This window comes from Phytobacter sp. V91, from assembly GCF_965644225.1.
Taxonomy (GTDB): Bacteria; Pseudomonadota; Gammaproteobacteria; order Enterobacterales; family Enterobacteriaceae; genus CBFFRJ01.
The window spans coordinates 1-11,301 of sequence record NZ_CBFFRJ010000155.1; the positions used below are offsets into that span (position 1 = coordinate 1).

Here is an 11,301-nt window from a genome sequence, read left to right on the forward strand (position 1 = left end):
CGTAGCGAGCCATAGTTCAATATGTTGTTGAAAAAGACAGTTACTATAACTCAGGTGATTAAGGGACACAGCCTAATATCATCACCAAACAACAGGGCAATCTGGTATCGTATGCCTTCGGTTAACTGCCGATACTTCATGTTGCTCGCTCATCTGTGGTAGGAAGAACGGAATAACTTATCGGTAGTTAACCCTTCTTCCCACACTCTCCATCCACATGACCGAGCGTTGCACTTATTATCTGAATTCGCGTTTGTCTGAAAAACGATTAGTAGACAATAGCGTCCGATAAATGCCATTTTTCGATTAAAAATACACCGTTTTAAGGTTTTTTCTTTTTGCCTAATATATTTAAATATATCAAATAGTTACTTCAATGACGTACGTTTTCGTTCCGTTGTCCTTCAGACCCTTACCTTCAAACCCCAGCATAACTCCCGATATCGGTGATTGATGACTGTATTTAAGGCGAATTCTTATAGCATTTTTTAATTTACATGCCACGCTTGTCTGTGAAGTCAGGACTTATAACCTTAACGAGGATTTTGTATGAAAAAGACAGCCATCGCATTCTCTGCATTTCTGCTGGTCACTCCAGTGCTCGCCACTACCACCCATGCTACTGACGAAACGGTCGCTACAGCAAACGAGAGCGCGAACACCGCAAAGGAGAAACTGCATCAGGCGCAGAATGAAGGTGAAGAGCTGAAACTGAAAGCAAAGCATGCTGCGGAAGGAGAAAGCAACAGCACCGGCAGCAAAATCAGCGAAGGTACCCAGAAAGCCTGGCATAAAACCAAAGAGGGCACCGAAAAAGGCTGGGATGCAACCAAAGAAGGGGCTGAGAAGGGATGGAACAAAACCAAGGAAGGGGCTGAATCACTTAAAAAGAAAGTAACCGGATAACATAATTTACTGCCCGGAAGCCGCCGGCCGATACTGGCGGATGATTTTGCCTGCAGCAGGCTGGTGTGTATTTTGCGACATTACAGATGCAATTGCTCAGACGTCGGAAATTGCCGCTTCCTCAGATACCTGGCATTTATACGCTATTTTTACCGGTTCATGATTAAGTTATTCATCATGAACAATAACAGAGGTAATGAAAAATGGGATTATTAAGTTTTGTGAAAGAGGCGGGCGAGAAAATTCTGGATGCCGTTTCTGGCGGAAGTAAGGAAGATCAGGCTGAAAAGCTGAAAAAACATATTGGTAGTCTTAACCTTCCCGGAGCTGAAAACGTCAGTATTGCTGTGGCGGAAGATGGTAGCGCGACGGTAACAGGCGATGTCGGCTCACAGGAAGATAAGGAAAAAATTCTGGTGGCCGTAGGTAACGTGGCAGGGGTCGGGCAGGTCAATGACAGCGTTACTGTCACGCAGAGCGGAGCAGAAAGCCGCTATTACACGGTGAAATCCGGTGACACCCTGAGCGCCATTGCGAAAGCAATGTATGGCACAGCCAGTGACTATCAGCGTATTTTTGAAGCCAATAAACCGATGCTGACTCATCCCGATAAAATCTATCCGGGGCAGGTGCTGATTATTCCTGCAGATAAGCAGTGAATCCGGGTGTATCAGCAATATTTTTAAGGAGTCTGTAATGGGATTATTAGATATAATTGGCGGCATGTCTGACGGGCAGCCAGGTAAAGCTGAACAGCTTCAGACGATCATGACCTGGATTGAGCAGCAGGGCGGGATTCAGGGCATTATGGAAAAATTCCGCAATGGTGGCTTAGGTGAAATCGTCGAATCATGGATTAGCCAGCAGAGTAACATGCCGGTGAGCAGCGAGCAGATCACCTCGGTATTCGGTTCGCCTGCACTTCAGGAGCTCGGGGCAAAACTGGGCATCGATTCGCAGACTGCCACGGCACTGATTTCTGAATACCTGCCAAAAATCGTCGATGGTCTCTCGCCACAGGGCGAAACGGCGGCTCAGGGTGATCTGGTTTCCGCAGGGCTTAATCTGCTGAAAGGTAAATTATTTGGTTAAATGCCTGCCGTTAAAGCATTGCTCCTAAAAAAGTCGGGGCCTGAAGTGCCCCCCCGGGTAGCTGGCCTGCAGTGCAGCTACCCGGAAATGGTCTGGAAACCGGTGGCGCGGCCCCCGCCCCACATTGACTCTATTCTGGGACGTGATCTGGTTCACGCCAATGTCAGCTGCTACAAGTACCCCAGCCGACACGGCTGGCTATGTAACAGGATGTGGCGACGTATAACAGTTTTTTACTTCATGAAATCACAGTCAGACGTCCACTTGACGAATTCAGCCTGATAGATACTTTTGTCGGAAGAGAGGAATTCTATATACCCCTCAACTGCATCACCTTCACTTCCGGGTTTTATGGTTGAGCGTAAGGCCGGCTGAAAAATTTTAGGTTTAATTCTAACCCTGTTGCCTTCATCAGTTGCATAAAAGCAGCCTTTGGCCAAATCGATGTTTTTTGTGCCGGTATTGATGATTGAGAGGTTAAACCGTTTCATGTACATCGGCTTTCCATTGTTTATCATAGTCCCTTGCTCACTGGTTTCACTTATCAAAAGATGAGTGAGCACGTCTTTATCCATATCTGTTGAATTTTGTCCGTAACTCACGGGGGCGAATGTGGAGAGCGTGCCTAGCAGCAGGGCTGAGGCCACCGCCTTTTTAAATGTCATAACTAACCTCAATCTTGGGTTCCATTTGTGAAAAAATAAGCATCCGTGTCTGGCATTAAATCAGGCCTCTTTGATCCGGTGTCTGGCGAGAAGACGCACCACGGTGGAAGGATGAACACGGAACAGGCGGGCGGCATCAGCGCCCGTTTTCTGACCCGATGAGACAAGCGAGACAATCTCTTTTTGCTGCTGTGGCGTTAGTTTGGGCCTCCGTCCACCAATCCGACCATCCTGCCGGGCTGCAGCAAGTCCGTTCCTTGTCCGCTCACGAAGCATGGCACGTTCAAATTCAGCAAAAGAGCCAATGATCTGCATCATCATCCTTCCTGCCGGAGTGGATGTATCAATATTTTCGGTAATACTGCAGAAATCAGCCCCCGCGTGTTCAATCTTCTCCAGCGTCACTAATAAATCCTTCAACGAGCGGGAAAGGCGGTCCAGTTTCCATACAATGACCTGATCACCTTTTCGTAGCTGCTGCAAAAGTCGCTGTAACTCAGGCCGGTCCCATCGTCCGCCGGATGCTTTTTCCTCGAATATCAGTTCACACCCGGCTGACTTTAGTGCTGCTATCTGAGCCTGAGTATCCTGTTCCAGTGTCGAAACCCGGGCATAACCGATAAGCATGATTGCGATTTCCTGTTGCCATTTGTTATTATTTTGCAATATATTTTCGCAACGCACAAGGCCGCATATTTACGTTGTCAGGAAAGAGATTGCATAAACGAACGTTTATGCATCGTGGTGAGGCGAAGAAAAGTTAACAGTTACCGCAGCAGCCCGGTCACTTTCCCAAAATTCAGGTGGCCGGTCTAACGTCTGCTCAGTGCCAAAAGCAGTCGTTTTGCGATAAAAATCTGCCAACCAATGGTCGACAGACAGGTTGATTATATGTAAGCGCCCCGGCAACGACGTCTGTCGACGTACCTTTAATCCGGTGATGATAGAGTCCACTTAATTTTTAAATGGACTCTATCACAAATGACCCAACCGACAGACCCACGCCATCGGGCTACCTACTCCATGCCGTTAAAACTCGACCTGGTTCAGCGATCACTGCAACCCGGTGCCTGTGTGGCACGGCTTGCCCGCCAGAACGGGATTAATGACAACCTGCTGTTCACCTGGCGTCAGCGCTATCGTCATCTGGTTGATGAGCCATCTGATACACCCCCAGCACCGGCCATTATCAGTGACGATATCGTTCCTGTTGTGACCACCGAATACTCACGACCCGCGCTGCCCGAGCTCCCGGCAGCATCAGCGCAAAGCCTGCCACCGGATGCCGGGCAATGCTGTGAGGTCAGTATCGGCCGTGCACGCCTGAAGCTGTCCGGCAACCTCACCCCGGCCATGCTGTCGGCTCTGGTTCGCGAACTGAAGAGAGGTGGCTGATGATATCCCTTCCTGCGGGTTCCCGCATCTGGCTGGTGACGGGCGTTACCGACATGAGAAACGGCTTCAACGGCCTGGCCTCCCGCGTGCAGAATGTCCTCAACGAGGACCCATTCAGCGGCCACCTGTTCATCTTCCGGGGGCGCCGTGGTGATATGGTAAAGCTACTGTGGTCCGATGAGGATGGTCTGTGCCTGTTCATCAAACGTCTTGAGCGTGGACACTTTGTCTGGCCCGCTGTCAGCGACGGGAAGATCCATCTGACCCCGGCGCAACTGGCTATGCTGCTGGAAGGCCTCAACTGGAAACATCCACAGCCACCACAACGTCCTGGCCTGCGGGTGTAACCTGTTGTAATGTCGGGTGTATGAAAAATGAACTCCCTGACGATATCGACCAGTTAAAAGCCATGCTGCGTAAACAGCGGGCGATGCTGAACGACCAGCAGACCCGGTTGCGCCAGTATGCAGGCCAGGTGGCGGGTTATGAGCAGGAAATCAACCGCCTGAAAGCACAGCTGGATAAACTACGGCGAATGCTGTTCGGTCAGAGTTCGGAAAAGAGCCGTAATAAGCTGGAAAACAAAATCCGCCAGGCAGAGAAACGGTTGTCAGAGCTGGAAAGCCGACTGGAGGCGGCAAAAACCTGCCTGAATGGCAACGAGCCGGTACCGGATATACCCGCAGATAGTGTTGTCGTGTCGCAAACGACGCCAGAAAAACCCACCCGCCACACCGCCCGAAAACCGCTGCCAGCCGACCTGCCTCGGGAAACACAGACCTTACTGCCAGCGACCAGCGTCTGCCCGTCATGTGGTGGAGAGCTGAAGGTGATGGGAGAAACTCTCTCTGAGCAACTGGAGATCATCAAAACCGCCTTTAAAATCATCGAAACGGTCCGACCGAAGCTGGCGTGCAGCCGGTGCGACGTTATCGTGCAGGCCCCGCTCCCGGCAAAGCCGATAGAAGGCAGTCGTGTGGGCAGCAGCCTGCTGGCCCGCATCCTGGTCGGAAAATATGTGGAGCATACGCCGCTGTACCGGCAGACTGAAATCTACGCCCGTCATGGACTGGCGCTGAGCCGTAATACGATGGTCCGCTGGGTCGCGATGATGGGCAACCGGCTTCGTCCGCTGCATGAGGCGCTCAACCAGTACGTTCTGCAGGCTGGCAAGGTGCACACTGATGACACGCCGGTCAGGGTGCTGGAGCCCGGGAGTGGTAAAACGCGAACCGGTCGGCTGTGGGTCTACGTCCGGGATGACCGTAACGCCGGGGTGCCAGAACCGCCGGCAGTCTGGTTCTCGTACTCAGCGGACCGTAAGGGGGAACATCCTCAGCGACATCTCTCAGGGTACAGAGGCGTGCTTCAGGCAGATGCGTACGGTGCTTACGACACGCTGTATGAGTCCGGGCACATCAGAGAAGCAGCGTGCATGGCGCATGCCAGAAGGAAAATCCACGATGAGCATGTTCGACGCCCGACAGAAATGACGAATGAAGCGCTGAAACGTATAGGTGCGTTGTATGCCATCGAGGCGGAAATACGCGGCAGCCCGGCCGGGAAACGGCTGCAGATAAGAAAAGCACGGTCGGTTCCGCTGATGGCGTCGCTGCACGAGTGGATAGAGGGGTTCTACGCCGGAACCGCCGAAATTTCCGTTACCCCAGTTTTAACCCGGCAGCCAGCGCATCCAGGTCGATAATTTCATTGCTGCTCTGGAAGGTATAATGCCCGTTCAGCAAAATATGCTGCCAGTCCACCGGCGATATCCCGGTCAGAGCCTCAATGCCCTTGTCGTTGCCTTCGACTTCCAGTCGTTTCAGTAATCTCGACAGGATCGCTGAGTTGTAATAAACGATCGTGTTGCAGATTAACCGCCGGCACTGATTACTGATGTCCGTTTCAATGTCGTTTTACGGGTTAACTCCTTCTGTCTGAACGGCTGATTTTTCTCCGGGCATCGATATCGTCCAGCCTGATACGGACACTCTGGGGGACGTTTGCGGGAGGGAGCGAAATCCTACGCTAAGCCGATAGCAGACAACGCGTTGCCAGCCCATTAAAACGCGGTTTTCAATGCCCGGCTGAATGCTTCAATAGCCATGACGATCAGCTGATTATGAATTTCCAGGCGGGATAGTCTTCCGCCGTCTGAGCAGACTGGATCGCCAACTTTTTCGGAAACGGCGAGTTCGGACGCACCGGGTTTGCATTCCCCAAACATGCTGTAGTGGCTGGCGTCCTCGATCGTGTAATAAGTGCTCCTGGGGATAGCCTTTGCGATCCCTGAGGCAAGCGCAGTTTGGGGGATTTCACCTGGTTTGCCGAGATTCACGATCTCGACCGGGATTTTGACCGTAGAAAAACTGTTAATCTGGAAGACGTCCACCGGGGCAGGATCTATAGCCATCGCAAATTTGATCCGTGCATCAAGATTGTTGCGACTGGCCAGATGCATGTCCATGGTGTGAAGATTGACGCCACTTTGTCTGACCCATTCACAAAGGGACGGATTGAGAGCGTCGGTATCACAATAACTCGCCAGGCGGACAGGGTCGAGGCGAGCACCCGCAAGTGCAAGAGCGGTGTTACCGCCCATGGATAGCCCGAGTATCCCGACCCGTCCGGCTTCCAGATGCTTTTCAAAAAGCAGCGTCTGTTCCACCGCATCCAGGGTCGCACTGATATCTGCGGGTCTCAGCCAGAGCTTCATCGTTTCTGCTGCTGATCTGTTCGCCCCTGTATTTCCGGGATGAGCAGGAGCGGCAACTATGAACCCCTGCTTCGCCAGGGGTGTAGCAATCCAGCTCATGGCTTGCGGTGTTCCTCCCAGGCCCGCACCATGGGATAACACAATCAGCGGATATTTTCCTCGTGAAATCGGTGCTTCAAGCCTTGCGTCCGTACCCACAAAAAATGCGCTTTCACCAAGTGTGACGCGTTTACCGCCCTCGTCCGCAGGATACCAGAGGGTTACGGTGAGATTGCCTCCCCGCTCTTTGGAGGGAGCTGCGATCTGCCGCACGCCGACAACTTCGCTGGCAACGGCAGATTGATGTACCGCCAACATTGGAGTGATCGTGCTGCAAAAGATCATCGCGATTTTCGTCACTAATTTCATGGCATTCCTCATGACCGTCGGGGGAGTGCCCATAGTTTGCTGGTAACAGACCCCAGTTCGCCCTCGAACGCGATCTCGGACGTTCGAGATCGCGATCAAGGTCGTTTCTTCAGGTGACGTAAATCGGTCCTTATGGTTTAAGACGGGGTGCTTCCCGTACGCCCGTTTGAAACGGCATTCGCCTTTGGGGCAGTACGCCTGTAATTGCTTGGGGTAATGCCCGTGACGCGTAAAAATTCCCTGTTGAAGTTCGATTTTGTGCCAAAGCCTGATTCCAGCATGATCGCAGTCACTGAATCGCGCGTCGTGGCCAGCCGCCGTTTGGCATCGTCAACCCGGTATTCATTTACTATCTGAGAAATGTTGCGGCCATAAACCCGGTTCAGGGCTCCGGAAATCTGGCGTGCCGGGATTCCCGCCCGCCGTGCGAGACGCTCCAGTGTCAGGTCCGGGTCGCGGTAGAGATGCTGCGTCAACATCAGAGCATCGACCCGGCTTGCTATAGCCTGGTCATCCTCCATGACTGCAGATGCCGGCAGTGCCGGGGACACCAGGTCTTCAGCAACGGTGTTTGCCTCATTGTCGGGGCGGGCATCGTCCGCAACGGTGGCGGCGTAACCGGCAATTACAAGCCACAGAACGCTCGCAACGGCGAGGATCGTTCGAGCTTGCTCGCCATCCCCGAAGAGAAAATCGAGCGATATAACAGCATCGATAAAGGCCGTCGCAACAAGCACAACCGATACTACGGTGAGCGCTCTGTGTGCGGTCCATTCCTCAGCGATACGGACGGTGGAAAGAGTTCCTGCCCCTTGCCGGGCAATCCGCATAAGCGCAAGGCCGTATCCAAGGTAGATGGCAAATAAAACGATATCGATCGGCGCGCGCCAGAAGACAATGAAGGCGGCAACGAGGATCGCCGGCACCAGGTGCGGCAGCACATCTTTGAGATTTGCGGACGTATTGCGGCATAGCTGATTGAAGGCTGCAAAAGAGAGTGCCGGAAGGATTGCGGCTACAATCGGCTGAATGAAACGGGCGGGATGCCAGCCGATATTCCAGTTAAGTCCCGACAAAACTGCCTGAGCGGCAAAGGTAGCGACAAGGAGAGGAAAAATCCCGGATTTCAATTCTCTGTGGCGGATCATCCGCACCAGAATAAGTCCCAGAAGAAGAGCAATGACGAATGGAAGCGGTATAGAAGGCATGACAAGCCCTTATAGGGTTGTAAGCGGGAAGCCGCCAAAATTTTGCGACCTGTTATTTTTAGTGGTCTTTCGGAACCTCGATGACACCATCAGTAAACCCCTGAACCAGTCGCTCCATTCTTTTCGCAAAGCGAAAATACCCGGGATATTACAGGCAGATGTAGTCCATCTGCACTTTTGATGTGCTGTCCATGACCCGTTTGAACGCCTCCATGTAGTCATAACAGCCCTGCAATAATTGCTCATCACCATCCTCTGTCAGAGGAAACTGGCTGGCGTCGTCATGAACTGTTTTCGCTAATTCCTGCTGTTCTGCTGTCAGGTCGATCATTTTTATCTCCCTCGGAAACTGGCCAAAATTTTGTCAGCCGGGTGACTTTTATTCCTTTACGGATTTATCCGTTTCAGGAGAATAAGGCTGGCAGACGCATGCCAGCTTATGCCCGTCAGGATCCCGCAGATAGGCAACATAAAAATCGGGGCCGTATGCTGCCCGTGTGCCCGGCAAGCCTTCATCCCTGCCTCCCGCGAGAATACCGGTAGAATGGAATCGTCTGACCAGACTGGCACTGTCTGCCCTGAATGCGAACATTGTCCCGTTCCCAGGCATTGCAGGCTGGCAGTCAAACGGTGGGCAAACACAGAAGCAGAATCCCTCATCCGGATTATTCTCATCTCCCCACATTGCCCAGTCTTCTGACCAGGCTGGCAGACGCACATAACCAAGAACCTTAAAAACAGCGTCGTAAAAGTTCGCTGCGCGCTGAAAGTTGTTTGTACCAATGGTGATATATGTCAGCATTTTATTCCATCCCCCTGCCTTTTTGTCTGGCAAGTGTGCGGTAAATAGTAGGTCTCGATACCGTAAACAGTTCGGCCAGATCACTGATCGAGTACTGCCCGGTTTCATGCATCCGGTACAGCTCTTTCTGTTGTTTATCAGACAGTTTTGGCTGTTTTCCCCGCAGTTTTCCCTTTGCCCGCGCAATGGCCATGCCTTCCCGGGTACGCAGGCGTATCAGGTCGCCCTCAAACTCAGCAAAAGTGGCCAGCACGTTGAAGAACATTTTCCCCATAGGGTCGGACGGATCGTAGAGGCTGGTTCCCAGCGCCAGCTTCACGCCTCTCTCCTGTAATGAATCAGCAATGTCGCGCGCATCTGGGACTGAGCGGGCCAGACGATCAAGTTTAGGAACAACCAGCGTGTCGCCACTGCGAACGGCAGCGAGCGCCTGATCCAGTCCAGGACGCTGACGGTTTTTACCCGTCAGTCCTTTATCGGTGTAAATCCTGTCCGGGGAGACCCCGAGTTTCACCAGTGCTTCCTGCTGAGCGTTCAGGTCCTGTTTGTCGGTTGAGCAGCGTGCATAACCAATGCGTATTTCAGTCATAAAGTGTACGGTTAAGGGGCCATGAAAGAGATTGATACCGTACCAGCTATATGAGACAACGTCAGCAGTGATTTTCCCTGAAGCGCAAACATGCTTTTTTACCGTCCGCAGAGCGATCCTCTTACGGACATGATTAATCGGGGTCAGGATGACTACTCGTGGCAAAGCGACAGGCAAAAGTGAACGACTGGCTGTTTTAAATAATGCCGAACAGGAGGCGCTGTATGGTCTCCCTGATTTCGATGATGCACAGCGACTGAAATATCTTGCTCTGGATGAATCTGAGCTGGCACTGGCCTGTAGTCGTCAGGGACTTCACGCTCAAATTTATTGCATCCTTCAGATCGCTTACTTTAAAGCCAAGCACCTGTTTTTCCGCTTCGGGTTGAGTGATGTTAAGGATGACTGCAATTTTATCCTGAGTCGTTATTTTCACGGTGAGTCACTTCCTGAACAGTTCCCCACTAAGCATGAGCGCTATGCTCAGCGGGAAAAAATCTGCACCCTGTACGGTTACCGGCCATGGTCATCTGTAATGTCTTCACAACTCGAGTACCAGGCTCTTCAAATTGTTCGTCGTGATGTAACTCCTGGCTTTGTCGCCACGGAGCTGATCATCTGGCTCAACGCGCATAAAATTATCCGACCCGGTTACACCACGCTTCAGGATCTGGTGAGCCGGGTTCTTTCTGATGAAAGGCAGCGGCTGGAGCGTATTCTGGCAGAGCGGCTTGATGACACGACAATTGCCGGGCTGGACAAGCTGATTGAGCGTGATGACACGCTTTCCCGGCTCGCTGTCCTCAGGCAGGATGCGCGTGACTTTGGCTGGCGTCAGATGGCCCACGAACGGGACAAACGGGCCACCCTGGATCCACTGCACCGCAAAGCCTGTGACATCTTACCGGCACTGAATATTTCTCAGCAAAACCTGTTGTACTATGCCAGCCTGGCAAATTTCTATACCGTTTATGATCTTCTCAACCTGAGGCCCGGGCAGACCCGCCTTTACCTGCTGTGCTATTCATGGATTCGTTATCGTCAGTTCAGCGATAACCTGGTGGACGCGATGTTTTTCCATATGAAACAGCTCGAGGATGAAAGCCGCAGCGTGGCTAAACAGCTTATGGCTGACGTGCAGGAAAAACACCGGCGTGAAACGTCCAAAATTGGGCGTCTGCTGTCGCTTTATGTTGATGACAGCGTTCCCGACCCCACGACCTTTGGTGAAGTCCGCCGCCGGGCCTGGAAAATCATGCCGCGGGAGGCACTGAAAAGTACCGCGCAGCGCATGAGTATCAAACCCGTCAGTAAACTGGCGCTACAGTGGCAGGCCGTGGATAGTATGACAGCATTAATCCGGCGTCACCTGCGGCCATTATATCTGTCGCTCGATCTCACCAGCGTGGTCCGGGACAGTCCGTGGTCTGAGGCGCTGAACAGTAGCGCCCTTACAGGGCGAGCGTCACCGCTTCGCGGTTCCGATGGTATTCATGATCGGCATACCGTTTTATACTCTG

12 protein-coding genes and 3 pseudogenes are annotated in these 11,301 nt (G+C 52.3%); 7 read left to right on the plus strand and 8 right to left on the minus strand.

Going from position 1 to position 11,301, the window contains the following annotated elements:
• The first annotated feature begins 549 nt into the window (after positions 1–549).
• The 3 genes from ACSZO4_RS22375 to ACSZO4_RS22385 all read left to right on the plus strand — a co-directional run bounded on the left by ACSZO4_RS22375 (position 550) and on the right by ACSZO4_RS22385 (position 1,998).
• Positions 550–906 carry a hypothetical protein gene (locus ACSZO4_RS22375; protein ID WP_437891257.1) on the plus strand — a complete coding sequence of 119 codons (357 nt, stop codon included), beginning with the start codon at positions 550–552 and terminating at the stop codon, positions 904–906.
• Between the two features lie 203 nt (positions 907–1,109).
• A complete protein-coding gene (lysM, locus tag ACSZO4_RS22380) occupies positions 1,110–1,565 on the plus strand; it encodes a peptidoglycan-binding protein LysM (RefSeq protein ID WP_437891258.1) in 456 nt (151 codons plus the stop codon).
• Between the two features lie 37 nt (positions 1,566–1,602).
• Positions 1,603–1,998: a YidB family protein gene (locus ACSZO4_RS22385; protein ID WP_437891259.1), complete on the plus strand. Its 396-nt coding sequence runs from the start codon at positions 1,603–1,605 to the stop codon at positions 1,996–1,998.
• A gap of 233 nt (positions 1,999–2,231) precedes the next feature.
• Here the strand turns inward: ACSZO4_RS22385 and ACSZO4_RS22390 are convergent, their stop codons facing one another.
• Both ACSZO4_RS22390 and ACSZO4_RS22395 read right to left on the minus strand, forming a co-directional pair.
• Positions 2,232–2,663 carry a DUF4354 family protein gene (locus tag ACSZO4_RS22390; RefSeq protein WP_437891260.1) on the minus strand — a complete coding sequence of 144 codons (432 nt, stop codon included), beginning with the start codon at positions 2,661–2,663 and terminating at the stop codon, positions 2,232–2,234.
• 60 nt (positions 2,664–2,723) lie between these two features.
• On the minus strand, positions 2,724–3,290 hold the full coding sequence (locus ACSZO4_RS22395; protein WP_437891268.1) for a recombinase family protein: 567 nt from the start codon (positions 3,288–3,290) through the stop codon (positions 2,724–2,726).
• A gap of 354 nt (positions 3,291–3,644) precedes the next feature.
• Between ACSZO4_RS22395 and ACSZO4_RS22400 the strand changes: the two genes are divergently transcribed.
• From ACSZO4_RS22400 to tnpC, 3 genes and pseudogenes are all read left to right on the plus strand, one after another.
• A complete protein-coding gene (locus tag ACSZO4_RS22400; RefSeq protein WP_437891261.1) occupies positions 3,645–4,058 on the plus strand; it encodes a transposase in 414 nt (137 codons plus the stop codon).
• Complete coding sequence (gene tnpB, locus ACSZO4_RS22405; protein WP_437891262.1) at positions 4,058–4,405, plus strand: IS66 family insertion sequence element accessory protein TnpB; 348 nt, start codon at positions 4,058–4,060, stop codon at positions 4,403–4,405. The genes ACSZO4_RS22400 and tnpB overlap by 1 nt, the downstream gene beginning before the upstream one ends.
• Positions 4,406–4,425: 20 nt before the next feature.
• Positions 4,426–5,688, plus strand: a pseudogene (gene tnpC / locus ACSZO4_RS22410) (IS66 family transposase); the annotation flags it as partial.
• A 31-nt stretch (positions 5,689–5,719) separates the two neighbouring features.
• On the opposite strand, the pseudogene ACSZO4_RS22415 reads toward tnpC, so the two are convergent.
• From ACSZO4_RS22415 to ACSZO4_RS22440, 6 genes and pseudogenes are all read right to left on the minus strand, one after another.
• Positions 5,720–5,971: pseudogene (locus ACSZO4_RS22415) on the minus strand (Tn3 family transposase); the annotation flags it as partial.
• Between the two features lie 149 nt (positions 5,972–6,120).
• Positions 6,121–7,182, minus strand: coding sequence for an alpha/beta hydrolase family protein (locus tag ACSZO4_RS22420; protein ID WP_437891263.1), 1,062 nt, complete (start codon positions 7,180–7,182; stop codon positions 6,121–6,123).
• Between the two features lie 137 nt (positions 7,183–7,319).
• Positions 7,320–8,390, minus strand: coding sequence for a helix-turn-helix domain-containing protein (locus ACSZO4_RS22425; protein WP_437891264.1), 1,071 nt, complete (start codon positions 8,388–8,390; stop codon positions 7,320–7,322).
• A gap of 58 nt (positions 8,391–8,448) precedes the next feature.
• Positions 8,449–8,721: pseudogene (locus ACSZO4_RS22430) on the minus strand (arylsulfatase regulator).
• Between the two features lie 48 nt (positions 8,722–8,769).
• Positions 8,770–9,192, minus strand: coding sequence for a VOC family protein (locus tag ACSZO4_RS22435; protein ID WP_437891265.1), 423 nt, complete (start codon positions 9,190–9,192; stop codon positions 8,770–8,772).
• Position 9,193: 1 nt separating this feature from the next.
• On the minus strand, positions 9,194–9,781 hold the full coding sequence (locus ACSZO4_RS22440; protein WP_437891266.1) for a recombinase family protein: 588 nt from the start codon (positions 9,779–9,781) through the stop codon (positions 9,194–9,196).
• Between the two features lie 148 nt (positions 9,782–9,929).
• Between ACSZO4_RS22440 and ACSZO4_RS22445 the strand changes: the two genes are divergently transcribed.
• Positions 9,930–11,301: DUF4158 domain-containing protein (locus ACSZO4_RS22445; RefSeq protein ID WP_437891267.1), on the plus strand; the 1,372-nt coding region annotated here is incomplete at its 3' end.

Bases quoted from the DNA above. Each gene is read 5' to 3' on its own strand.
- ACSZO4_RS22375 (WP_437891257.1), top strand. From the start codon at position 550: ATGAAAAAGACAGCCATCGCATTCTCTGCATTTCTGCTGGTCACTCCA.
- ACSZO4_RS22385 (WP_437891259.1), top strand. From the start codon at position 1,603: ATGGGATTATTAGATATAATTGGCGGCATGTCTGACGGGCAGCCAGGT.
- ACSZO4_RS22400 (WP_437891261.1), top strand. From the start codon at position 3,645: ATGACCCAACCGACAGACCCACGCCATCGGGCTACCTACTCCATGCCG.
- lysM (WP_437891258.1), top strand. From the start codon at position 1,110: ATGGGATTATTAAGTTTTGTGAAAGAGGCGGGCGAGAAAATTCTGGAT.
- ACSZO4_RS22435 (WP_437891265.1), bottom strand. From the start codon at position 9,192: ATGCTGACATATATCACCATTGGTACAAACAACTTTCAGCGCGCAGCG.
- ACSZO4_RS22440 (WP_437891266.1), bottom strand. From the start codon at position 9,781: ATGACTGAAATACGCATTGGTTATGCACGCTGCTCAACCGACAAACAG.
- ACSZO4_RS22420 (WP_437891263.1), bottom strand. From the start codon at position 7,182: ATGAAATTAGTGACGAAAATCGCGATGATCTTTTGCAGCACGATCACT.
- ACSZO4_RS22395 (WP_437891268.1), bottom strand. From the start codon at position 3,290: ATGCTTATCGGTTATGCCCGGGTTTCGACACTGGAACAGGATACTCAG.
- ACSZO4_RS22390 (WP_437891260.1), bottom strand. From the start codon at position 2,663: ATGACATTTAAAAAGGCGGTGGCCTCAGCCCTGCTGCTAGGCACGCTC.
- ACSZO4_RS22425 (WP_437891264.1), bottom strand. From the start codon at position 8,390: ATGCCTTCTATACCGCTTCCATTCGTCATTGCTCTTCTTCTGGGACTT.
- tnpB (WP_437891262.1), top strand. From the start codon at position 4,058: ATGATATCCCTTCCTGCGGGTTCCCGCATCTGGCTGGTGACGGGCGTT.